The sequence below is a fragment of the Duganella radicis genome, assembly GCF_009720825.1.
In the GTDB taxonomy this organism is placed as follows: Bacteria; Pseudomonadota; Gammaproteobacteria; order Burkholderiales; family Burkholderiaceae_D; genus Rugamonas; species Rugamonas radicis.
Window position 1 is genome coordinate 720,967 of sequence record NZ_WNKY01000001.1, and the last position, 23,817, is coordinate 744,783.

A 23,817-nucleotide genomic window follows, 5' to 3' on the forward strand; every position below is an offset into this window, starting at 1 on the left:
ATGAAATAAGTCATTTCCGCACCTACCTTACCAGATTCCGCTCACCTATAGTGGTGACCATCCTCTACTCACCTGTACACTATGAATCTCTGGTTCCGACTGTTCTGGATGCTGCTGAAACGCCCGTGGCGTCAGCGCGCCGATCCCTTTTCCACCACCGTGGTGCGCATGCGCGTGTGGCCGCTGGACCTTGACCTGAACCGCCACGTCACCAATGGCCGCTACTTCACGCTGGCCGACATCGGCCGCATGGACTACGTGTTGAAAACCGGCGCCTTCCGCACCGCGCTACGGCACAAGGCCGTGCCTATCGTCGGCGACGCCTGGGGCAAGTTCCGGCGCGAGCTGAAGGTGTTCGAGACGTTTGAAATCCATACCCGCATGCTGGGCTGGGACGACAAGTGGAGCTTCCTCGAACATCGCTTCGTCAAGGACGGCCGCGCCGCCGGCGTGGTGGTGATGCGCGGCGTATTCCGTTCAGGGAAAGGCCTGGTGCCGCCGGCCGATATCGTGCGCGATCTCGGCATGCCGGAACAATCGCCGGCGCTGCCGGAATGGCTGACGCGCTGGTCCGCCAGCTGCGACGGCATGAGCGTGCAACTGCGCGAAGAAGAAGCGCTGGCTTAAATCCCCTCCAGACTGAGGGCGCGCACCGCGCCCTTCAACTGCGCGTGCAGCAGCGCGCGCTGTTCCTCGGTGGTGCCGGGGAACATCTGCATCTCCACTTCACGCACCCTTGAATCGCACTGCGCCAGGATCGCGTGCCCCTCCTCGGTCAGCGTGATCTGGATGATGCGTCCATGCGACGGATCGGGCGTGCGCTCGATCCAGCCCTTGCCCTCCATTGATTTCACCATCTCATTGGCCGACTGCGGCGTGGTCATGATGCGCACCGCCAGCTGCGCGTTCGACAGCGAACCGTGCGCGCGGAACACCGACAGGGCCGTGTATTGCGGCACCGTCAGCCCGGCCGGCGCCACGCAATCGCGCAGGCGCTTGTTCAAAATGTGGTCCAGCCGCCCCACCAGATAGGCCAGTCCCACGGGCTTGGAATCGGAATTTGCTTTAACCATAAAAATTCATCTTGAAAAACGTAAAAGGTGGGTATAGTATAAGGTACATATCAGGCAGCCTGATAACAAACTTACACACACACAGGAGATATTGTATGTCCAAATACGCTGGCCGATGGGAAACCGTGAAGGTCGAGATTGAAAACAGCATCGGCTGGATCACCCTCAACCGCCCTGAAAAACGCAACGCCATGAGCCCGACGCTCAACCGCGAAATGATCGACGTGCTGGAAACGCTGGAGCTGGACGACGAAGCGCAAGTGATCGTACTGACCGGCGCCGGCGACAGCTGGACCGCCGGCATGGATTTGAAAGAATACTTCCGCGAGAACGACGGCAAGCCTGAGATTTTCCAGGAACGCCTGCGCCGCGATTGCTCGCAATGGCAGTGGAAGCTGCTGCGCATGTACTCCAAGCCGACCATCGCCATGGTCAATGGCTGGTGCTTCGGCGGCGCGTTCTCGCCGCTGGTGGCCTGCGACTTGGCCATCGCCGCCGATGAAGCGGTGTTCGGCCTGTCCGAAATCAACTGGGGCATCCCGCCGGGTAACCTGGTCAGCAAGGCTGTTGCCGACACCATGGGCCACCGCCAGGCGCTGCACTACATCATGACCGGCGACACCTTCAACGGCCAGGAAGCCGCCGCCATGGGCCTGGTCAACAAGAGCGTGCCGCGCGCACAGTTGCGCGACGCTGTACTGGAAGTGGCCGACAAGCTGCTGGCCAAGTCGCCAACTGTACTGCGCATCGCCAAGAACGGTTTCAAACGCTGCCGTGAACTGACCTGGGAGCAGAACGAAGACTACCTGTACGCCAAGGTCGACCAGTCCAACTACCGCGATCCTGAAAAGGGCCGCGCCCAGGGCCTCAAACAGTTCCTGGACGATAAGACCATCAAGCCAGGTCTGCAAACCTACAAACGCGGTTAAACCCTACAATAAAAACACGATGAGACAGCCATGTTCAATACCGATCTGCTGATAGGCGGCGCCACTGCCGCCGCCCATAACGGCGCCGTGTTCGAGCGCCGCAACCCCGCCACCGGGGAAGTGGCCACCCGCGCCGCCGCCGCCTCGCTGGAGGACGTCGATCGCGCGGTGCAAGCCGCGCAGGCGGCCTTCCCCGCGTGGTCCGCCATGCTGCCGGGCGCTCGCCGCGCCTTACTGGTGAAAGCCGCCGATGCGATGGAGGCGCGCCGCGCCGAATTCGTCGAACGCGGCGTCGCAGAAGCCGGCGGCGCGCCGATGTGGTATCAGTTCAATGTCACGCTGGCGGCCAACATGCTGCGCGAAGCGGCGGCCATGACCACCCAGATCAGCGGCGAAGTCATACCGTCCGACGTACCGGGCTCGCTGGCCATGGGCGTGCGCCAGGCTTGCGGCGTGGTGGTGGGCATCGCGCCATGGAATGCGCCGGTCATCCTCGGCACCCGCGCCGTCGCCATGCCGCTTGCCTGCGGCAATACCGTGATCCTGAAGGCGTCGGAACTGTGTCCTGCCCTGCACCGCCTGATCGGCACCGCGTTTGAAGACGCGGGCTTCCCGCCGGGCGTGGTCAACGTCATCACCAACGCGCCGCAGGATGCGCCCAAGGTGGTGGAACGCCTGATCGCCGCGCCGGCTGTCCGCCGCGTCAACTTCACCGGCTCCACCAACGTCGGCCGCATCATCGCCCAGCATTGCGCCACGCACCTGAAACCGGTGCTGCTGGAACTGGGCGGCAAGAATCCGCTCCTCGTGCTGGAAGACGCCGATCTGGACGAGGCAGTGGAAGCCGCCGCCTTCAGCGCCTTCTTCAACCAGGGCCAGATCTGCATGTCGGCCGACCGCATCATCGTCGACAACAAAGTCGCCGACGCCTTCCTCGACAAGTTTGAAGCCAAGACCCGCAGCCTGAAAGCCGCACACGCCGATGCACCGCTGACCGGCATGATCGACTCCTCGGCCGCGCAACGCGTCAACGCCATGCTGGCCGATGCCAGGCAGCGCGGCGCGCGCGTGCTGCAAGCCTCGTCCGAGGTGCAAGGCAATATCATGCAGCCGGCCATCGTCGACAACGTCACCGCCGAGATGAAGGTGTATCAGGAAGAGTCCTTCGGTCCTATCGTCTCCATCCTGCGCTTCGACACCGAGGAAGAGGCGATCCGCCTCGCCAACGACAGCGAATACGGCTTGTCGTCGGCGGTGTTCAGCCGCGATATCGGCCGCGCCATGGCGGTGGCCAAGCGCATCGAATCGGGCATCTGCCACATCAACGGTCCGACCGTGCACGACGAAGCGCAGATGCCGTTCGGCGGCGTGAAGCACAGCGGCCAGGGACGTTTCGGCGGCAAGGCGGCGATCGCGGAGTTCACCGACCTGCGCTGGATCACCATCCAGACCACGCCACGCCACTACCCGATCTAAGGAGCCGCGCATGAACCAAGCAAGGACTGCGGCGCCCGAAGTCAGGCGCCGCCCGGTCAAGCTGGGCAACCCGGAGATCGCTGCCTATCAGGCCGACGGCTTGTGGCATGTGGACGCCGTCACGCCGCTAGGCGATTTCCCGCCCCGCTTTACCGACCGGCTGGAATCGGGCGCCATCGCGCACCCGGAACGCACGCTGGTGGCGCGCCGCGGCGCGGACGGCGAATGGATACGCCTGTCGTACGCCGAAGTGCTGGAGCGCGCGCGCCGCATCGGCCAGTCGCTGCTCGATCGCGGCTTGTCGGCCGAGCGCCCGCTGCTCATCCTGTCCGGTAACGATCTTGAGCATTTCCAGCTGGCGCTGGGCGCGATGTATGCGGGCATTCCCTATGCCCCGGTGTCGCCGTCCTATTCGCTGGTGGCCACAGACTACGGCAAGCTGGCCGAATTGGTCTCGCAACTGACGCCCGGCGCGCTGTACGCTTCCGACGGCAATGCCTTCGCCCGCGCCATCAGCGCCGTCATGCCGTCCGATGCGGAACTGATCCTGGCGCATGGCGAAGTGGCTGGCCAGCGCGCCACGCCTTTCAGCGCGCTGCTGGACGTCGAGCCGACCAGCGTGGAAGCGGCGCATGACAAGGTCAACGCGCAGACCATCGCCAAGTTCCTGTTCACCTCCGGCTCGACCAAGAAGCCGAAGGCTGTCATCACCACGCACGGCATGTTGAGCAGCAACCAGCAGATGCTGTTGCAGACCTTCCCCTTCATGGGCGAGGAGCCGCCGGTGCTGGTCGACTGGCTGCCATGGAATCACACCTTCGGCGGCAGCCATAACGTCGGCATCGTGCTGTATAACGGCGGCACGCTGTACATCGACGACGGCAAGCCGACGCCGCGCGATTTTGGCGCCACGCTGCGCAACCTGGCCGAAATCGCGCCGACCATGTACTTCAACATCCCCAAGGGATTTGAAATGCTGACCGACGCCATGGCCACCGACAAGCAGCTGAGCGCCACCTTCTTTTCGCGCGTGAAGCTGTTCCTGTGCGCCGGCGCCGGCCTGTCGCAGGCGGCGTGGGACCGGCTCGACGCAGCCGGCATCGCCGAATCGGGCGAATCGATCCGCATCATCACGGGCCTGGGCATGACCGAGACCTCGCCATCCTGCACCTTCGGCACCGGCAGCATCATCAAGGCCGGCTACGTCGGCGTGCCGGCGCCGGGCTGCAAGGTCAAGCTGGTGCCGTCGGGCGACAAGCTGGAAGCACGCTTCCACGGGCCGCACGTGACGCCGGGCTACTGGCGCGCGCCGGACCTGACCGCCGCCGCCTTCGATGAAGACGGCTACTACTGCACCGGCGACGCGCTGCGCTTTGTCGATCCCGATCACCGTGAACTGGGCTTCATGTTCGACGGCCGCATCGCCGAGGATTTCAAGCTCAGTACCGGCACCTTCGTCAGCGTCGGCCCGCTGCGCGCGCGCGTGATCAGCGCGGCCGCACCGCATGTGCTGGACGTGGTGGTGACCGGCATCGACCGCAACGCCATCGGCCTGCTGGTGTTCCCGCGCCTGGAGCACTGCCAGACCTTGTCCGGACTCGGTGATGGCGCCAGCGTGGAACAAGTACTGGCCAGCGCACCGGTGCGCGAACGCTTCCAGTCGCTGCTGAACCGTCTCAACGCGGATGCCAGCGGTTCCTCGATGCGCATCGACCGCCTGCTGCTGCAAGCGGAACCGCCATCGATCGATCATCGCGAGATGACCGACAAGGGTTCCATCAACCAGGCGGCGGTGCTCACGCGGCGCGCGGCGATCGTGGCATCGCTTTATGAAGGTACAGATCCCAACGTAATCATCGCTGCATAAATAAAAACCACAGGAGACAAATATGAAACTGAAAAAAGTAGCATTGCTGGGCGTGGCGCTGATGATGACTGGTGTGGTGCACGCGCAGGACACCATCCGCATCGGCGTCATCGCCGCGCTGAGCGGGCCTTTCGCCAACATCGGCAAGCCCTTCGAAGACGGTATCAAGACCTATATGCAGCAATACGGCGACAAGGTCGCCGGCAAGAAGATCGAGATCGTGTACCGCGACGATGGCGGCTCCAACGCCGACCTGTCCAAGCGCGCCGCACAGGAGCTGATCACGCGTGAGAAAGTCAGCTTCCTGATCGGTTTCTCGCTGACGCCCAGCGCACTGGCGGTGGCGCCGATCGCCACCCAGGCCAAGATTCCGATGATCGTGATGAACGCCGTCACCACCGGCATCACCGCCAAGTCGCCGTACATGCTGCGCACCAGCATGACCATGCAGCAGATGACCGAGCCATTCGGCACCTGGAGCGCGGCCAACAAGGTGGGCAAGGTGTACACCCTGGTGAGCGACTACAGCACCGGCATCGACGCCGAGGCGCGCTTCAACAAGGGCTTTACGGCTGGCGGCGGCAAGATCGTCGGCTCCTCGCGCGTGCCGCTGGCGAATCCGGACTACTCCCCATTCATCCAGCGTGTAAAGGATGAGAAGCCGGACGCATTGTTCTTCTTCGCTCCGGGCGCCGAAGACGGCACCGCCCTGCTGAAAGCCTTCAGCGACAAAGGCCTGGACAAGGCAGGCATCAAGTTCCTGGGCGTGGGCGACATGACCAGCGATTCGCCGACGCTGGAAGCCCTGGGCGATCGCGCACTGGGCGCCGTCACGGTGCTGAACTATTCGACCGCGCTGGACAACCCGGCCAACAAAGCCTTCCTGGCCGCGTATGCCGCCGCCCTGCCAAAGGCGCTGCCGCCGACCTTCGTCACCGTGGCCGCCTACGACACCATGGGCATGATCTACGAGACCGTCCGCAAGCTGAATGGCACGGTCACCGGCGACAAGGCCATGCAGATACTGTCCAACATGAAGTGGGACAGTCCGCGCGGCCCGATCTCCATCGACCCTGCTACGCGCGACATCGTGCAGAACATGTACATCCGCGAAGTGAAAAAGGTCAATGGCAAGCTGATTAACCAGCCTGTCGGCGTGCTCAAGGACGTCGCGCCGATCTGATAACCGAGTAGTACCCCGATGCCGGTCCAGACGCCGCCCACAGAAGGCGGCGCGGGCCGGCACGTCCATCACCTGTGCATAGAGGAGACACCCACATGAAAAACACCCGATTGACCGCGGTGGCGGCGTCTGTCGCCGTCCTGCTGACTGCTTGCGGCGGTTCAGGCACCAAAGCCACCACGTCCGGCGGCCTGCCGCAACTGAGCGCGGCCACCGGCGCCACGCTGAGCAACTGCGCGGACCTGGCGAGCAAAATCAACTTCGCCAATACCACCATCACGGCGGCCAACGCCATCGCGGCCGGCACGCTCACTGTCGGCGGCAAGCCGGTGCCGGCGCACTGCCAGGTCACGGGCCAGATGTACAAGCGCACCAGCGCGGTCGACGGCAAGAGCTACGCCATCGGCTTCGAGATGCGGCTGCCGAACAACTGGAACGGCCGCTTCTTCTATCAGGCCAATGGCGGCGTGGATGGCACGGTGGTGACGGCCACCGGCGAAGTGGGTGGCGGCGGCGTGCTCGATAATGCCCTCAACAAGGGCTTCGCCGTGATCAGCTCCGACGCCGGCCACGCGCCAGCCACGCCCTTCTTCGGCACCGATCCACAGGCGCGGCTGGACTACGGCTACCAGGCAGTGGGCAAGCTGACGCCGATGGCCAAGTACATCATCGAAACCGCCTACGGCAAGAAGCCGGACCGTTCCTACATCGGCGGCTGCTCCAATGGCGGCCGTCACACCATGGTGGCGGCGGCGCGCTACGGCGACCAGTACGACGGCTTCCTGGTGGGGAACCCCGGTTTCCGCCTGCCGCTGGCGGCCATCGCGAATATCGCCGGCGCCAAGACCTACAATGCGCTGGCCTCCACACCGGGCGACCTGTCGACCGGCTTCACGCAAGCGGAGCGCACGCTGGTGTCCAAGGCGATTCTGGCCAAGTGCGATGCGCTCGACGGCGCCACCGACGGCATGGTGCAGAACACGCAAGCCTGCCAGGCGGCCTTCGACCTGAATCGCGATGTGCCGACTTGCAGCGGCTCGCGCGACGGCACTTGCCTGAGCGCGACGCAGAAGACCGCCATCGGCGGCTTGTTCAGCGGCGCCACCACGGCGGCCGGCGCGAAGATCTATTCGAGCTTCCCGTACGACGCCGGGCTGGCGACCGATGGCTGGGCGTGGTGGAAATTCAGCGCTTCCTTCCTGCTCGATACCGGCGCGGTGGGCATCATCTGGTCGGTGCCGCCGGAAGATCCGGCCACCTTCAACGGGCCGAATTTCGCGCTGACCGGCGACCTTGCCAGCATGCTGGCCAAGGTGGGAGCGACCAACGCCACCTTCACCGAGAGCGCGCTGTCGTTCATGATGCCGCCGAATCCATCGGACCTGTCGACGTTGAGGAATCGCGGCGCCAAGATCATGGTTTATCACGGCACCAGCGATCCTATCTTCTCCAGCGACGATACCACGGCGTGGTATAACGCGCTGCGTACCGCGAATGGCGGCGATGCGTCCAACTTTGCGCGCTTCTTCGCGGTACCCGGCATGAACCACTGTGCCGGCGGCCCGACGGCTGATCAGTTCGACATGCTGGCGCCATTGGTCAGTTGGGTGGAGCAAGGCAAGGCGCCGGACAGCGTGCAGGCCAGTGTGCGCGGCGCGGGCAATGCGGGCGGCGTCAATGCCGACCTGCCGGCCGGCTGGTCCGCCACGCGTACCCGCCCGCTGTGCCCTTATCCCAAAGCCGCCAAGTACAAGGGCAGCGGCAGCATCGAGGACGCCGCCAACTTCACTTGTGAGTAGGCTTTAGACCACGATCAGATCGAGCTCGCGCAGGAAGCTGGCAGCCTGCGCGTGCGAGATCACCGCGCCTTTGAACAAACCTGCCTCGGTCAGCCTCACGCCTTCGATGCTGGCCGCGCGCAGGTCGGCCCCCTGGAACTTGGCCAGCTTGAGCACCGCGTTGCGCAAACTGCCGCCTTCAAACACGGCCTCACGAAAATCGCAGCCAGAGAGATAAGCTTCGGAAAAATCCAGCTCTTTCAACGTCGCCTTGCGGAACGAGAAGCCGCGCAGATCCGCGCCCACCAGCAAGCACTCTTCAAAATGAATGCCGAGGTGCGCCACTTCTTCAAACGAGGCGCCGGTCAGTTTGCAGCCGTGGAAGGCGGCCGAGGCCAGCTTGGAACGACGCCATTTGCTGTTATTCAGATCGCAACCGTCAAAACGCGCATCCACCGCATCGACCGATTCAAAATCCGCGCCGCCGCCACGGCAGCGCAGCCACTGCGAACGCGCCAGCTTGCTGGCAAACAGCGAGGTCCCGGCAAAGGTACAGCGCTCAAACACGCACCCTTGCAGATCGAGCCGGGACAGGTCTTGATCGTCAAACGCGTCATTCTCGAAACGGCGCACGCCTTGCGCCAGTTGCTGTTCCAGTTCGTCGCGCGTCATTGTTTCAGATTCATGGTTTGGACCGACAGCAGCTTGCATTCACCGTTCACGTTGACGTAAGTGCGCATGAACTGGTAGCGGTTGGTGCGCCAAGTCGTGCCGTCGGCATTCCACTGCTCGGTGGTGCTGACGCCGCGTACAACAGAAGTATCGCCCTGCACGTGCACATGCACGTCGCTGGTGCCGCGCGCCTTGAACACCACCGGCTTGGCCAGCCGAGCCAGCAGGCTGGCGCGCGATTCGATCTGCGAGCCGAGCGAGTGCACCCACACATAATCCTCCGCCAGCAGCGATTGCAAAAACTGCACGTTCCCGACGCGCAGCGCTTCTTCGTATTGCGCATCGCGCTCGATCAGGGCGGGCGCAGGCAGGCAAGGCGCGGCAGATGCGATCAACGGCAGCGCACCAAACAGGGAGAGCAGGATTTTTTTCATGGTAGGCCGAGTATAACCGCTACTCCGTGCCCTAACCCACATACAAGTTGAAGAAATACTCTTAGCCTGACGGCATGAGCACAAATCAATGGTTCCTGCTGGTCGGCCTGCTGATGCTGGCGCGTGGCCTGGCGGCGACGACGATCTCACGGTCGCCGTTCACCTCGGCCATCGTCTACCTGTGCGTGGGCGTCTTGCTTGGCCCCAGTTTCTTCGGCCTGTTGCGCTTCGATCCATCGGCGCAATCCGGCCTGCTGGAGATGATGACGCAGATCGCCCTGCTGATCTCCCTGTTCTCGGCCGGGATCAAGATGCCGGTGCCGTTCAAGCTGTCACGCTGGGATGCGCCGCTGCGGCTGGCGTGGCTGTCGATGACGCTGACCGTGGCGCTGGTGGCGCTGTTTGCCCACTACGTGCTGCACATGCCACCCGGCGCGGCCATCCTGCTGGGTGGAATACTGGCGCCCACCGATCCGGTATTGGCCACCGACGTGCAAGTGCGCCATCCCGGCGACAAAGACCAGTTGCGCTTCACCCTCACCTGCGAAGCCGGCATGAACGACGGCAGCGCCTTCCCCTTCGTGCTGCTGGGTCTCGGCATGCTGGGCATCGGCGGCACCGGCGAGCATCACCTGCGCTGGCTGCTGGTGGATGTTATCTGGGCCACGGCGGCTTCGGTGGCGGTGGGCGTGATGGCCGGCGCCGGGCTGGCGCGCCTGGGCTGGCGGCTGCGTATCGTCAAGCCGCGTCACGAGATCATGGATGACCTGGTGGCACTCGGCCTGATCGCCATCGTGTACGGCGTGGCCAGCATGGTCAAGGCTTCCGGCTACCTCGCCGTGTTTTTTGCGGCAGTGGCGCTGCGCCAGACCGAATTGGTGCTGGCCGGCGCGCCCAAGGACCGTCAGGGATTGCTGGAGCCGGACGTGGCCAAATCCGAAGTCGCGCAAGCCAGCGAAGTGCCGCTGGTGGTCAGCGCCGAAGCGCTGGTCTTCAAGGAGCACCTTGAGCGCCTGTCGGAGCTGACGCTGGTGCTGATCCTGGGCGGCATGATCTCGCTGGAAGAACTGCCTTACGAAACCATCGGCGTCGCCGCCTTCCTGTTCGTGATCGCCAGGCCGCTGGCTGTCTACACTGGTTTGATGGGCAGTGGCGTCAGCAAGCGCATGCGCGCCATGATAGGCTGGTTCGGCGTGCGCGGCATCGGCTCGATCTTCTACCTGGTGTTTGCGATACAGGCCGGCCTGCCGCCCAATCTGGCGCGGGAGCTGACCGGCATCGCGCTCGGCGTCATCATGCTGTCGATACTGGTGCATGGCTTCAGCGTCAAACCCTTGATCGATACTAAATGAGTGCGGCGATGGCCGCGCCAACCTCCGTGGTGCTGGCCGTGCCGCCCATGTCCGGCGTGCGCGGGCCTTCGACCAGCACGCGTTCGATCGCGGCCACCATCGCATCGTGCGCGTCACTGTGGCCAAGGAAGTCCAGCATCATGGCGCCGCACCAGATCATGGCGATAGGATTGGCGATATTCCGGCCGTAGATGTCGGGCGCCGAGCCGTGCACCGGTTCAAACAGCGACGGAAAATTCCGCTCCGGGTTCAGGTTGGCCGATGGCGCAATGCCGATGGTACCGGCACACGCAGGGCCAAGATCGGACAGGATGTCGCCAAACAGATTGGACGCCACCACCACGTCGAAGCGTTCCGGCGACAGCACGAAGCGCGCGGTCAGGATGTCGATGTGGTACTTGTCATGCCTGATCTCCGGATAGTTCAGGCCCATGGCGTCGACCCGCTCATCCCAGTACGGCATGCTGATCGAAATGCCGTTGGACTTGGTGGCGGAAGTCAGGTGCTTCTTCGGCCGCTTCCGCGCCAGTTCAAACGCAAATTTCAAAACGCGGTCCACGCCGGTGCGGGTGAAGATGGCTTCCTGTAGCACGAACTCGCGCTCCGTCCCCGCGAACATGCGGCCGCCGACGCTGGAGTATTCGCCCTCGGTATTTTCGCGCACGATGACCATGTCGATATCGCCAGGCTGCTTGTTCGCCAGCGGGCATGGCACGCCGGGCAGCAGGCGCACCGGGCGGAGATTGATGTACTGGTCGAACTGGCGGCGGAATTGCAGCAACGATCCCCACAGCGACACGTGATCCGGCACCGTTTCCGGCCAGCCGACCGCGCCGAAGAACAGCGCGTCGTAGCCCGCCAGCTGCGCCATCCAGTCGTCCGGCATCATCTTGCCGTGCTTGAGGTAGTACTCGCAGCTGGGCCACTCGAAAGTGGTCCACTCGACGGCGAAATTGAAGCGCCGCGCCGCCGCCTCCACCGCCCGCACGCCCTCCGGCGCGACTTCCTTGCCGATGCCGTCGCCTGCCAGCACCGCGATTTTATGTACTTTCATGGCTGCTCCCCTCATGGAAAGCCACAGCATAAACCGATTGGCAGCGTTTATAATCAGTCAAATCGTAATACCATAAGCCACGAATCGTGAATAATCAAATCGACAACGAAGACCTGCGTGTGTTTGCCATAGCGGCGCGCAAGGCCAGCTTTGCGGCGGCGGCCGAGGAGTTGGGCATGTCGCCGGCCTACGTCAGCAAGCGTATCGGCCTGCTGGAGCACGCGCTGGGCGTGCGCCTGTTCCACCGCACCACGCGTCGGGTGGTGGTCAGCGAGGACGGCGAGCGGGTTTATGCCCACGCCATGACGATACTGGAAAACCTCGACAGCCTGCTGCACGAAGTGGCTGAGCGGCGCGAGGTGCCGCGCGGCCTGCTGCGCATCAGCAGCAGCTTCGGCTTCGGCCGCAACGTGGTGGCGCCGGTGGTGGCGCGGCTGGTGGCGGCGCATCCCTCGCTACAGGTGCGGTTTGAAGTGTTCGACCGTCTGGTCGACATCGTGGCAGAGGGTTTTGATCTCGATATCCGGATTGGCGACGACATCGCGCCGCATCTGATTGCCCGCAAGCTGATGTCCAACCACCGCATCCTGTGTGCGGCGCCGTCGTATCTGAAGCAGCACGGCACGCCGCGCAATTTGCAGGAACTGGCGGGACACAACTGCCTGGCCATCAAGGAGCGCGATTTGCCGTTCGGCGTGTGGTCGCTGCGCAGCGCCGGCGGCGCCGAAGAAACGGTCAAGGTCACCGGCTCGCTATCCTCCAATCATGGCGAGATCGCGCTGCAATGGGCGGTGGCCGGCGCCGGCATTGTGCTGCGTTCACAGTGGGACGCCCAACCGCACCTGCACAGTGGCGAACTTGTACAGGTACTGCCCCAGTACACCCAGAGCGCCAATGTCTGGGCAGTGTATCCGCAGCGGCTGGCCAGTTCCGCCAAAGTGCGCGTCTGCGTTGAATTCATGGAGCGGCATCTTCGTTTTTGAAGATGCCGCGCAGATTGGTCACTGCCAGGCAAAGCTGCAATGCGATCAGTGCCCAGGCATCGTCATGCCAGCCCCACACGACCCACAGCAGATTACTCAGTAAGAACACACAAAATCCTGCGATGCGGCGGCCTGGCGACTTGGAGCCGACCAGCAGCCCCGCCGCCACCGTGACCACCATCGCCGGCCATTGCAGCATGTCGAGCCAGTCATCCATCAGCAGCTTTCCGTGTTGAGTACAGACAGCATCGCCGCCTGGCTGCCGCCTGTATGTGCGGCAGCCCACGGATGCTCAGAGGTAGCGTACCCACGCCATGCCGGTGCGGCGCTTGAAGTTACCGAAGGCGCGGCACGGCCAGTACAGCAGCGGTATCAGCACAGCGCTCGTGGCCCATACTTGCCACAGGCTGTCGAACTCATAGCGCTGGCCGTGGTTGGCGCCCAGCGCCGCGACCGCCAGGGTCTGCAACGCCAGCAGCACGAATAAGTGCAGCAGATAGTAAAACATCGGCGCGCCGCCAAAGGTGGCGCAGATGCGCAGGAAGGCGTTGTCGCGCGGCTCCAGCCAGGCCAGCACCAGCATGCCCACGCCCAGCGTCAGCAGCAGGAACGCCAGCGACGGGGGATACTTGGTCACGTTGAGGAAGGACATGGCGGTGTGCAGCGCATCCCCACCCGGCTGCCACGGCAAGGTTTCGCCATACAGGTTAAGGCCTCGCAGCACGGCCAGCAGCGCCAGCGCCAGCACACCGGCGCCGGCCAGCAAGCGACGGCGCCGCTCGGGCGCGATGGCCGACGCGTACCACGGTCCGGCTGCGTAGCCCAGCACAATCACGCCTATCCAAGGCAGCAGCGGATAGCTCACCTTGATCTTCAAGGCGCCTTCAGCCACCAGGAAGCCGCGGTCATGCAAGACGGTCCATGGAATGTAGCCGGCGTCGCCCGGCTGGAAGGTGATCGGCGTCAGCATGTTGTGGCCAAACACAATGATCAGCCCCAGCGCAATCAGCACGCCGCGCGGCAAGCGATGCAGCACTGCCAGCGCGATCATCGACAATCCGATCGCCCAGATCACTTGCAGGTAGATGGTGGGCGGCGGTATGCGCCCCGACCAGGCCACACTGACCACGCAAATCTCCAGCACAATCAGGAACAGACCGCGCTTGAACAGGAAACCGGCCGGCGAACGCGGTCCGCTGGCAGGATGCGCATACAGCCATGCCGATAAACCGGTGAGTAACACAAACACCGGCGCGCAGAAATGCGCGGCGATACGGCTGAAGAACAAGCCCGGATCGGTGTCGGCCACATTCATCGGATCGCTGACCTGCCAGCGCAGGAAGAAGGTTTCGCGCACATGGTCCACCATCATGATCATCATGACCAGGCCACGCATCACGTCAATCGAGGCGACACGTTTCATAACTTGTACTGCACTTTCAGAGTGATGCGGCGATCTTCGCCCGGCGCCACCCACGTTTGTTGGTAGGAACTCGGGTAGTACACTTTGTCGAACAGGTTATCGATGTCGAGCGACAGCCGCAGCTTCGGCGTCGGCGAGTATGACGACACCAGCCTGGCCGTGGTGTAGGCCGGCAGCCTGAAGGTGCTGCTGATCGCCACGTCGCCATTGCGCTCGCCGACGTAATTCAGGCCGCCGCCCAGCGTGGCTTTGCCCACGGTCCGCACCAGCATCAGGTTGGCGCTCTGCTTGGGCACATTCGCCAGCGCACCGCCGACTGCCAGCACGTTGTCGCGCAATACCCTGGCGTCGGTATAGGCGTAGGAGAACGACAGCTGCGATTTGGGCGCAATCTCGCCCGCCACATCCAGTTCCACGCCCTTGCTGCCGACTTCACCGGCGGCCAGCGAAAAATTGGTGTCGAGCGGATTCAATGTCAGCACATTCTTCTTGCGGATCGAGTACAACGCCAGCGTGCCGCTTGCCTTGCCGTCAGCCGTATCGTATTTCGCGCCGGTTTCGTAGGCGCGGCTGCTCTCGGCCGGGAACGATTCGTTGTTGATGCCGATGCCACTGTTCGGCCGAAACGACTTGCCGACCGAAGCGTAGAGCGTCAACTGCCGGTCCGGCTGATACACCATCCCCAAGCGAGGACTGGTGGTCTCCAGCGCCTGGTGATTCCGCAAGCCGCCCCGGTTGTAATTGCTGATGGTCTGGCGATACGCATCGCGCCTTACGCCAAACAGCGCCTTCCACTGCGCGCCAAGATCAATCTGGTCTTGGGCATAGAACGCGGTCTGCCACTGCTGTTCGCGGGTATTGATCGACGGCCCAAGCGTCACCGGCTGCACGCCGCCATACACCGGCGCGTAGATATCGATGGCGTAAGGCGCCGCCGCATTGGGGCTCTTGCGCAGTTGCAGGCGGTCGTCGACGAAACGATAGCCGTCCACCCCAGCCAGCATATGATGCGCGCCCACCTTGCCCAGCACCTCAATACGGCCCGACCAGTCCTGCGCCGAGAAATCGCGATAGCGGCGCTGGCGCCACAGGGTGCGCCCGTCCGCTTGCAACGTGGAGGCCTCGGTTGAAAAGCCCATCATCGAACTATCGCGGTACGAGAAACCGCTTTGCAGCGACCAGTTTTCGTTGAAGTCATGCTGCACAAACAGCTGATGGCCGGTGGACCTGACCTTCATCGGCCCGTCGGCGCGCTCGCCGAGGAAGCGCGAGTTCGGAATCAGGCCCAGCACGCCCTTCACCGCCACCACACCGCGATCGAAGTATGCCTGCTGCTCAAAAGCCTCCAGCTCATACGATAGTGTGGTCCGATCCGACAAACGCCAGATCAACGATGGCGACACCATATGCCGCCGCGAAGACAGGGTATCGCGGAAGCTATCGCCTTTCTCATACGCCGCGTTCAGGCGGTACGCGACCGACTCGCTCAACGGCCCAGTCAAGTCCACCGCGCTGCGCCACGTATGGTGCGATGCCAGCGACTGCTCTATCGTGTATGCCGGTTGAAACAGCGGCTTGCGCGTGATGATGTTGATGATGCCACCGGGCTCGCCGCGTCCATACAGCGCCGAAGCCGGGCCTTTCAGGATCTCGATGCTCCCGATATCGGCGCTGTCGCGCAAGCCGTTGTAGCCTCGGCTGGAACTGAAGCCGTTGACCAGAAAGTCGGAGCCGTAATTCGGATCGCCGGTAAAGCCGCGCACCGCGTAGCTGTCCCATACTCCGCCGAAATTACTCTGGCGCGAAATGCCGCTGCCCATATCCAGCGCATCGGCAAAGCGGTTCACGCCGGCGTCGTTCAGCATGTCGGCCGTCAGCACACGGGCGCTTTGCGGCAAGTCCTTCAGGTCGGTCTCGGTCCTGGTGGCGCCGGTGGCGGACAGGCTGCGATACGGCTGCCGCTGCGCCACAATCTCCACTACCTCGTCGGCCACGGCCAACACAGGATAAACAGCCGCGATACACACAGCCAGCCCGGTACGGTACATGAACATCCCTTTCATTAATGCAAGTGGGCTGCATTATACACAAATGCAAGAACCTTGCATTAGCAAGAAGGACGTACGATGTCGTATAGTGTGGTCTGCCTGTCGCTGTTGAAAAAGGAAGTCATGGATCTGCACTATCTAAGCCCGCTGTTTGCGCCCAAATCCATCGTGGTATTTGCCGGACCGCCCGATGAACCGGAGCGCCAAAGCATGTTCGGCCGCGCCATCTGCGCGCAGCTGCGCGACGGCGGCTACCAGGGCAGCCTGACCTTCCTCGATGTCAGCATGACCGGCACGCTGGCCGACTTGGTGCAGTCGCGCGCCGACCTGGCGCTGATCGCCCTGCCCAACGATGAACTGGCGTTCGCGCTGGAAGTGGCCGGCCGCATCCAGTGCAAGTCGGCGCTGATCGTGTCGACCGGCGTGCTGCCGGCGCAAGCGACCGAACTGCACGCCATCGCCCGCAAGCATGACATGCACCTGCTGGGCCCCAATAGCCTGGGCTTCCAGCGTCCGCGCCTGCACTTGAATGCCGGCGTTGCGGGCAAGCTGCCGCAAGCCGGCAGCCTGGCGCTGATCTCGCAATCCGGCGCCCTCACCTCGGCCATCCTCGACTGGGCCGGCTCCAACGCGGTCGGCCTGTCCGCCGTGGTGTCGCTGGGACCGAATACGGCGGTCGACCTGCCGCAGGCGCTGGACTTCCTGGCCACCGATCCGGCCACCGAAAGCATCGTCATCTACATGGAAGGCATCACCGATGCGCGCCGCTTCCTGTCGGCCTTGCGCAGCACGGCCAACACCAAGCCGGTGGTGATCATCAAGGCCGGCAACGGTGCGGCGGCCTCGCGCGCGGCGGCCACCCACTCGGGCACCCTGATCGGCAGCGACGAAGTGTTCGACGCGGCGCTGCGGCGTACCGGTGCGGTGCGGGTGGACACCTTCGTCCAGCTGTTCGCCGCCGCCAAATGCCTGGCCTCGCGCTATCGCCCGGTGGGTCCACGCCTGGCGGTGATCAGCAATGGCGGCGGCCCCGGTGTGCTGGCCGCCGACTGGCTGGCGAAACTGGGCCTGCAACTGGGCCAGGCCGGCGCCGAAGCCGCGCAGGCGCTGGCGCCCGAGCTGCCGCAGCACGCCACCCTGACCGACCTGCTGGATTTGTCCGAGGAAGCCGGCCCGCAACACTACACCGCCGCCATCCGCTCCTGCGCCCAGAATCCCAATATAGACGGTCTGCTGGTGATCTACTCGCCCAAGCTCGATGGCGACCCGTTGGCGGTGGCGCGCGGCGTGGCCGAAGCCGGACGTGGCCTGAGCAAGCCCCTGCTGACTTGCTGGATGGGCGACGAACGCGTGACACCGGCGCGTCACCTGATCGCGCAATCTGGACTGGCTAGTTTCCGCACGCCGGAAGCGGCGGTCGATGGCTTCAGCAGCATCGCCGTGTTCTATCAGAACCAGCAGCTGCTCCAGCAAACCCCGCCGCCGCTGTCGCAGCTGGCCAAGCCGGACCTGGATGGTGCGCGCCGACTGGTCGAGAGTGTGCTGGCAGAGCGCCGCAGCGTGCTGACCGAGATGGAATCGAAGGCCCTGCTGGCCGCCTTCCACATCCCGATCACGCCCACCATGCCGGCCCGCAGTGCGGCCGAGGCGCAGCTGATCGCCGCGCAGCTGGGCTATCCGGTGGCGCTGAAAATCGACTCGCCCGACATCAGCCACAAATCCGAAGTCCAGGGCGTGGTGCTGAACCTGAGCGATGCCGCCGCCCTCTCTGCCGCCTACAACGATATGCTGGCCAACGTCCAGCGCCTGCAACCGGAGGCGCGCATCAATGGCGTGACCGTGCAGCGCATGGCCGGCAAGCGCGATGGCCGCGAGCTGTACATCGGCGCCGCCAGCGATCCGCTGTTCGGGCCCGTGATCGGCTTTGGCGCCGGCGGCACCATGATCGACCTGCTCAACGACCGCGCGGTCGAACTGCCACCGTTGAACCAATTCCTGGCGCAGCGCCTGATCGCCCGCGCCCGCGTCGCCAGCACGCTGGGCGAATGGCGCGGCGCGCCGGCGGTGGACCTGCAAGCGATTGAACACATCCTGCTGCGCGTATCCGAGATGGTGTGCGAACTGCCGCAGCTGCGCGAACTGGATATCAACCCGCTGATCGTCGACCAGAACGGCGTGCTGGCGGTGGATGCGCGCGTGGTGGTCGGCGCCGCGCCGCCGCTGGCGCAGCGCTACGACCAGTTGGCCATCATGCCGTATCCATCCAACTACGCCAGCGAATGGCCGATGCGCGGCGGCGGCCAGTACGCCCTGCGCCCGGTGCAGCCGACCGATGCCGAGATGCTGCAAGCGCTGGTGCGCGGCCTGTCCGAGCAATCGCGCTACAACCGCTTCGCCTCCTCGCTGCGCGAACTGTCGGCGCAGATGCTGGCGCGCTACTCGCTGATCGACTATGACCGGGAAATGGCGCTGGTGGCGGTGCTGACCACGCGCACGGTGGAAGACGACGGCAGTTTCCACGAGACCGAAAGCATCATCGGCGTGTCGCGCTACATCGCCAATCCGGACCGCAGCAGCTGCGAGTTCTCGCTGCTGGTGGACGACAAATTCAGCGGCCAGGGCCTGGGCACGCGCCTGATGCTGGAGATCATGGACGTGGCGCGCGACCGCGGCCTGACCGAGATCGTCGGCCTGGTGTTGCGCAAGAACCGTCCCATGCTCAAGCTGATGACCAGCCTGGGATTCCAGATGCGTCCTTACGAGGACGATCCGGAATTCCAGTTGTGCAGCAAGGCGCTCTAAGGCGTCTGCGACTTGGGTGCGGCTGCCGGCGTGCTCATTTTCCACGCCGCCAGCACCGCGCCACCAACCAGCAGCGATAGCGCCAGCGGCTTGCCGCGTGTGGTCAGATAGGTGTAGGCCGAACGCTCCAGCACCGGGTTTTCGTGGCCGCCTTGGCGCTGCTGTAGCTCGATGCCGTTAGGCTGGTACAGCGCATCGCTGCGGTCCGGCGCCGAAGGCAGGTGTTTCTGCTGCTGACGGTACATCAACAGGTTCATGACTTTGTCCAGCATGCGCGGCATGGCCTGCGCTTCCAGCGCCACCATCTTGGCCGCGCCGCCAACGAAGATGTCGCGCTGCTGGTGCTCGGCCGCGAACAGGATGGCGTCCGCCACCAGTTCTGGCGCGTACAAGGGCGCTGGCAGCTCCGGCTCGTTCTTCATGTAGTTGCGCGCGTGCGGCACGAACATGGTGTCGATGCCGGCCGGCTTGATCAGCGTGACCGAGATCGGCAAGTCTTCCTTTTCCACCTCCATGCGCAGACTGTCGGTAAAGCCTTTGACCGCGTGCTTGGATGCGGAGTACATGCCCTGCAACGGCACCGAGCGTTCCGACAACTCGCTGCCCAGATTGATAATGGCTCCGCCGTTCTCGCGCATCAGCTTCAGCGCCACCAGAGAGCCGTTGACCACGCCCCAGAAATTCGTCTGGAACAGTTTATGATGATCTTCCAGCGGCACGTCCAGATAGCGGCCGAAGATGGAAATGCCAGCGTTGTTGATCCAGCTGTCGATGCGACCGTAGCGCTGGATGGCGGCACGGCCGAGCGCCGCTATCTCGTCGTGCGAACCGACATCGGTCGGCACCGCCAGCGCCTCGTGGCCGCCTGCGCGCAACTCGGCGGCCAGCTTGTCGAGCGCCTCGCTGTCGCGCGCGGCCAATACCAGTTTCGCCCCCTTGCCCGCCGCCATGCGCGCGGTGGTCAGCCCGATGCCGCTGGTGGCGCCGGTGATGACGATGACTTGTGAACTGAGTTTCTTCAAACGGATAGCCATTGAGTCCTCCTTAAAGTGAACGAACAGTGTCTGCCCACCGCAGCCCACCTTCTGTGCGAGACCTCTCATGACAAAAAAGTTGTTTGCCTTTTGTCATACAGCAGAGAACGATCTGCGCGCAGACTGTGCGGATGTCGAATGCCACAACGCATGCGTGACTACAACTATCGGATAGCGGAGACGTATGGCTTGCCGGTAACCAGCCTGGTGCTATTGGCCGACGACGATCCCGACTGGCGTCCGAACAGCTTTCATCAGCAATTGCCGGAAACGACGATTGAGTTTTCCTTCGGCACCGCCAAGCTACTCGACTATGCGGGGGATCTTCAGGCGCTGGCGGCGTCTGACAATCCGATAGCCTGGGTCTCGCTGGCCCACTTGCTGACACAGCAAGCTCATCATGATGCTGACAAACTCTATGCAGCCAAGCTGTACTTGACACGGCTGGTGTACCAGCATGACTGGCGCGAACGGCGCATAATCGTATTACTCAATGTAGTCGACTGGATGATGGCCTTACCCGATCTGTACCAGCGACGCTATCGGCAAGCCATCCTTCGATTTGGAAAGGAACCGACCATGAAACTAGTGCTTAGCCCAATGTGGCAATCATTCGTTGACGACGGTATCAAAAAAGGCGTGAAACAAGGCATCAAGCAAGGCATCGAGCAAGGCGTCAAGCAAGGTCGCAAACAAGGCCGCAAACAAGGTCGGCAGGAAGGTGAGGAGTCGGGCCGCAAGAAAGGCGCGGCCGCACTTTTTGAACGGCAACTTGAGCGGCGTTTCGGAGCATTACCACAAGCCACCCGCAAGAAGCTCGCTCAAGCCAGCCTGGAACAAATAGAAGTCTGGAGCGATGCGTTGCCGACCGCGCAGACACTGAAGCAGATTTTTGGATAAAAAACGAGACAGACTCTCCGTGAAGATACTACGCCGCACCGGATAGCACTGACATTTCTACGGCGCCACCATCGACAAAACGCTGCACGGGTGAAAACATCCGGATCAGTGGCATCAAAAGCTGATCTCAGAGCGATGCGACGATCAGCACCCGCTCGCCGCTGGCGTGCACGCGCATCGGCAACTGGCGCTGTCGCAGTTCGCGATACATGGCCGGCCGCATGATGGCATACTGCGGCTGGCCCTGCGCGGCACGGGCGCGCCAGCGCGCCATGAATTCCTCCAGCGTCGGGATGCCGAGTTGCGGCTCCTGTTGCAGGCCGAACGCCAGTTCATCGGTGTAGGCCACCGTGATCACCTTGTGCGCCATGTAGAACGTCATCGACTGTTCGTAGGCGCCGACCGAATAGACCGGCGTGGACGGCGTCAGCTCCGGCCGCAAAGCCTTCGCCATGGCGGCACCCGCCTCGCCGCGGCCATAAGGCTCGGTGGCGGCCAGCGACAATTGCGTCAGCGCCCAGCCGGAGCACGCCAGGGACAGGATCGCCGCCGTGCGCATGCCACGCCATTCAGCGGCCCACGCCATGCCCGCCCCAAGCAGCGCCGCCAGGCTGGCGCCCAACAGCAGGTGACGCACGCTGTCTACGCCCGGTGCAAACAGCGCCCCGCACAGGCCTGCGGTGCCGATAACAGCCAACAGCACGGCCAGCGCAAGCGCCGTATCGCGCGAGGCGGATTCCAGTTGACGACCAATCAGCAACGCCAGCGCCGGAAACACCGGGAGCATGTAGCCTGGCAGCTTGGAGCTGGAGTAGCTGAAGAATACGAGGATGAAGATGATCCAGATCGCCAGCAGTATCGCCGGCTGAAAACGCCCCGGCAGCCGGTGGCGCGCGGCGGCCACGCTGGCCGGCGCGATAGCGATCCACGGTGTGGCGGCAGGCAGCAACAGGACGAGGAAGTAGTACCACGGGCCTTCGCGGTGATGCTCTTTCAGGAAGAAGCGGTCCCAATGCTCGTGGATGAAGAAGAACGCCGGCTGCTCAGGATTACGCGCCGCCACCAACAGGAACCACGGCAAGGCGATCAGCAGGAACAGGGGCAAGCCAACACCGATATGCAGGCGGCGCAAGATGCCTCGGTCGCCGCTCAGCAGCGCATACAGCACCAGTACACCGCCGGGCAGCACAATGCCGATCAAGCCTTTGGCCAGCAAGGACAAGGCCATCGCCGCCCAGCACACCAGCATCCAGCACCGCCGTTGCGCCACTGTGGCATCGTCCTGCTGTGCGATCAGCAAGGCACACAGCGCAGCCGCCATGGTCACGGCCACACCCAGATCCAGTGAATTGAATTGCGATGCGCCGACCCAGAACACCATCGACGCCAGCACCATGGCCGCATACGCGCCGGCGCGGCCGCCAAACACGCGGGTCCCGGTATAGGCCACCATCAGCACGCCGAAAATGCCCGCCACGCCATTCCACAAACGCGCCTGCCAGTCGCCGATGCCGAACACCGCAAACGACAAGGCGCTCATCCATGTATGCAACGGCGGCTTTTCGAAGTATTTGATGCCGTTCAGCCGCGTGGTGATCCAGTCGCCACTGAGCAGCATCTCGCGCGCCATTTCAGCGTAACGGCCCTCATCCGGCGGCAGCAAGGTCCGCACGTTGAGCACGAGCAGCGACGCCACCATGAAAACGGCGGCCAGCAGATACCACGCGGTCTTCGAACGCACGGCGTCAGTTCACCAGTTCTTTGGCGGCGGCCACCTGGCCGCGATAGGCGTCGAAGATTTTCTTCAGCGCGTCGGCCATGGTGGTGGTTGGTTTCCAGCCCAGTTCTTCGCAGGTGTTGGTGATCTTCGGCACGCGGTTCTTCACATCCTGGTAGCCGGCGCCATAGTAGGCGCCCGAGGTGGTCTCGACGATCTTGACCTTGGCGGCGCCGTCGGCGTACTCAGGGTATTTCGGCGCCAGTTCCAGCATCATGTTGGCCAGCTCGCGGATCGAGTAGTTGTTGACCGGGTTGCCGATGTTGTAGATCTTGCCGGTGGCGGCGCCGTTCTTGTTCTCGATGATCTTCATCAGCGCGTCGATGCCGTCGTCGATGTCGGTGAAGGCGCGCTTCTGGTGGCCGCCGTCGACCAGCGAGATGTTCTCGCCACGGACGATGTGGCCGAAGAACTGGGTCACCACGCGCGACGAGCCTTCCTTCGGCGTGTGGATCGAATCCAGGCCGGCGCCGATCCAGTTGAATGGACGGAACAGGGTGAAGTTCAGGCCTTCCATGCCGTAGCCCCAGATCACGCGGTCCATCAGCTGCTTGGCGTTGGAGTAGATCCAGCGCGGCTTGTTGATCGGGCCGCAGATCAGTTCCGAGTTCTCGGGGTCAAATTCCTCGTCGTGGCACATGCCGTACACTTCCGAGGTCGACGGGAACACCAGGTGCTTGCCGTACTTGGCGGCCGAACGCACGATGGGCAGGTTGGCTTCGAAGTCCAGTTCAAACACGCGCAGCGGCGCTTTCACGTAGGTCGACGGGGTGGCGATGGCGACCAACGGCAGGATCACGTCGCACTTCTTGACGTGGTAATCCACCCATTCCTTGTTGATGGTGATGTCGCCTTCGAAGAAGTGCATGCGCGGATGACCCAGCAGATCGCCGATACGGTCCGTGCTCATGTCCATGCCGTACACATGCCAGTCGGTGGTTTCGAGGATACGCTTGGACAGGTGATGGCCGATAAAACCGTTCACGCCCAGAATGAGAACTTTTTTCATTTAACGCTACCGCTTAATTTCAG

20 protein-coding genes are annotated in these 23,817 nt (G+C 63.4%); 10 read left to right on the top strand and 10 right to left on the bottom strand.

Annotation, left to right across the window (positions count from 1 at the left end; all coding sequences use genetic code 11):
* Nucleotides 1-81: 81 nt before the first annotated feature.
* Nucleotides 82-627, top strand: coding sequence for a thioesterase family protein (locus tag GM676_RS02910; protein WP_155461861.1), 546 nt, complete (start codon nt 82-84; stop codon nt 625-627).
* Here the strand turns inward: GM676_RS02910 and GM676_RS02915 are convergent.
* On the bottom strand, nt 624-1,073 hold the full coding sequence (locus GM676_RS02915; protein ID WP_155461862.1) for a MarR family winged helix-turn-helix transcriptional regulator: 450 nt from the start codon (nt 1,071-1,073) through the stop codon (nt 624-626). The genes GM676_RS02910 and GM676_RS02915 overlap by 4 nt on opposite strands.
* A 95-nt stretch (nt 1,074-1,168) precedes the next feature.
* On the opposite strand from GM676_RS02915, the gene GM676_RS02920 reads away from it, so the two are divergent.
* The 5 genes from GM676_RS02920 to GM676_RS02940 all read left to right on the top strand — a co-directional run bounded on the left by GM676_RS02920 (nt 1,169) and on the right by GM676_RS02940 (nt 8,327).
* Entirely contained in the window at nt 1,169-2,002 is an 834-nt protein-coding gene (locus GM676_RS02920) for a p-hydroxycinnamoyl CoA hydratase/lyase (RefSeq protein ID WP_155461863.1), read from the top strand.
* Between the two features lie 30 nt (nt 2,003-2,032).
* Complete coding sequence (locus GM676_RS02925; protein ID WP_155461864.1) at nt 2,033-3,478, top strand: aldehyde dehydrogenase; 1,446 nt, start codon at nt 2,033-2,035, stop codon at nt 3,476-3,478.
* Between the two features lie 10 nt (nt 3,479-3,488).
* Nucleotides 3,489-5,345 carry a feruloyl-CoA synthase gene (locus GM676_RS02930; RefSeq protein WP_155461865.1) on the top strand — a complete coding sequence of 619 codons (1,857 nt, stop codon included), beginning with the start codon at nt 3,489-3,491 and terminating at the stop codon, nt 5,343-5,345.
* 22 nt (nt 5,346-5,367) lie between these two features.
* The gene (locus GM676_RS02935; protein WP_155461866.1) at nt 5,368-6,528 is read left to right on the top strand and encodes an ABC transporter substrate-binding protein; all 1,161 of its coding nucleotides are present in this window, start codon (nt 5,368-5,370) and stop codon (nt 6,526-6,528) included.
* 95 nt (nt 6,529-6,623) lie between these two features.
* Complete coding sequence (locus GM676_RS02940; protein ID WP_155461867.1) at nt 6,624-8,327, top strand: tannase/feruloyl esterase family alpha/beta hydrolase; 1,704 nt, start codon at nt 6,624-6,626, stop codon at nt 8,325-8,327.
* Nucleotides 8,328-8,330: 3 nt separating this feature from the next.
* On the opposite strand, the gene GM676_RS02945 is transcribed toward GM676_RS02940, so the two are convergent.
* The gene (locus GM676_RS02945) at nt 8,331-8,978 is read right to left on the bottom strand and encodes a pentapeptide repeat-containing protein (RefSeq protein ID WP_308936668.1); all 648 of its coding nucleotides are present in this window, start codon (nt 8,976-8,978) and stop codon (nt 8,331-8,333) included.
* Nucleotides 8,975-9,412 carry a nuclear transport factor 2 family protein gene (locus tag GM676_RS02950; protein WP_170304198.1) on the bottom strand — a complete coding sequence of 146 codons (438 nt, stop codon included), beginning with the start codon at nt 9,410-9,412 and terminating at the stop codon, nt 8,975-8,977. The genes GM676_RS02945 and GM676_RS02950 overlap by 4 nt, the downstream gene beginning before the upstream one ends.
* A gap of 74 nt (nt 9,413-9,486) precedes the next feature.
* Here GM676_RS02950 and GM676_RS02955 point away from each other — a divergent pair, with 74 nt between their 5' ends.
* On the top strand, nt 9,487-10,764 hold the full coding sequence (locus tag GM676_RS02955; RefSeq protein ID WP_155461870.1) for a cation:proton antiporter: 1,278 nt from the start codon (nt 9,487-9,489) through the stop codon (nt 10,762-10,764).
* On the opposite strand, the gene GM676_RS02960 is transcribed toward GM676_RS02955, so the two are convergent.
* Nucleotides 10,757-11,818 carry a tartrate dehydrogenase gene (locus tag GM676_RS02960; protein ID WP_155461871.1) on the bottom strand — a complete coding sequence of 354 codons (1,062 nt, stop codon included), beginning with the start codon at nt 11,816-11,818 and terminating at the stop codon, nt 10,757-10,759. The genes GM676_RS02955 and GM676_RS02960 overlap by 8 nt on opposite strands.
* Nucleotides 11,819-11,904: 86 nt before the next feature.
* Here GM676_RS02960 and GM676_RS02965 point away from each other — a divergent pair, with 86 nt between their 5' ends.
* The gene (locus tag GM676_RS02965) at nt 11,905-12,801 is read left to right on the top strand and encodes a LysR substrate-binding domain-containing protein (protein WP_371866079.1); all 897 of its coding nucleotides are present in this window, start codon (nt 11,905-11,907) and stop codon (nt 12,799-12,801) included.
* Here the strand turns inward: GM676_RS02965 and GM676_RS02970 are convergent.
* The 3 genes from GM676_RS02970 to GM676_RS02980 form a co-directional block, all read right to left on the bottom strand.
* Nucleotides 12,776-13,018, bottom strand: a complete 243-nt coding sequence (locus tag GM676_RS02970; RefSeq protein WP_155461872.1) for a hypothetical protein — start codon at nt 13,016-13,018, stop codon at nt 12,776-12,778. The genes GM676_RS02965 and GM676_RS02970 overlap by 26 nt on opposite strands.
* A gap of 75 nt (nt 13,019-13,093) precedes the next feature.
* Entirely contained in the window at nt 13,094-14,224 is a 1,131-nt protein-coding gene (locus tag GM676_RS02975; protein ID WP_155461873.1) for an acetyltransferase domain-containing protein, read from the bottom strand.
* The gene (locus GM676_RS02980; RefSeq protein ID WP_155461874.1) at nt 14,221-16,278 is read right to left on the bottom strand and encodes a TonB-dependent siderophore receptor; all 2,058 of its coding nucleotides are present in this window, start codon (nt 16,276-16,278) and stop codon (nt 14,221-14,223) included. Before GM676_RS02980 ends, GM676_RS02975 begins: the two co-directional genes overlap by 4 nt.
* Nucleotides 16,279-16,395: 117 nt before the next feature.
* Between GM676_RS02980 and GM676_RS02985 the strand changes: the two genes are divergently transcribed.
* Entirely contained in the window at nt 16,396-19,074 is a 2,679-nt protein-coding gene (locus GM676_RS02985) for a bifunctional acetate--CoA ligase family protein/GNAT family N-acetyltransferase (RefSeq protein WP_155461943.1), read from the top strand.
* Here GM676_RS02985 and GM676_RS02990 read toward each other — a convergent pair.
* On the bottom strand, nt 19,071-20,108 hold the full coding sequence (locus tag GM676_RS02990) for an SDR family oxidoreductase (RefSeq protein WP_155461875.1): 1,038 nt from the start codon (nt 20,106-20,108) through the stop codon (nt 19,071-19,073). The two genes, GM676_RS02985 and GM676_RS02990, sit on opposite strands and share 4 nt — an antisense overlap.
* A 138-nt stretch (nt 20,109-20,246) precedes the next feature.
* On the opposite strand from GM676_RS02990, the gene GM676_RS02995 reads away from it, so the two are divergent.
* Nucleotides 20,247-21,008 (top strand): DUF4351 domain-containing protein, encoded by a 762-nt coding sequence (locus tag GM676_RS02995; RefSeq protein ID WP_155461876.1) that lies wholly within the window; start codon nt 20,247-20,249, stop codon nt 21,006-21,008.
* Between the two features lie 127 nt (nt 21,009-21,135).
* Here GM676_RS02995 and GM676_RS03000 read toward each other — a convergent pair whose 3' ends face one another.
* Both GM676_RS03000 and GM676_RS03005 read right to left on the bottom strand, forming a co-directional pair.
* Nucleotides 21,136-22,749 carry a glycosyltransferase family 39 protein gene (locus GM676_RS03000; protein ID WP_371866080.1) on the bottom strand — a complete coding sequence of 538 codons (1,614 nt, stop codon included), beginning with the start codon at nt 22,747-22,749 and terminating at the stop codon, nt 21,136-21,138.
* A gap of 4 nt (nt 22,750-22,753) precedes the next feature.
* Nucleotides 22,754-23,794, bottom strand: coding sequence for a bifunctional UDP-4-keto-pentose/UDP-xylose synthase (locus GM676_RS03005; protein WP_155461877.1), 1,041 nt, complete (start codon nt 23,792-23,794; stop codon nt 22,754-22,756).
* Nucleotides 23,795-23,817 lie beyond the last annotated feature (23 nt).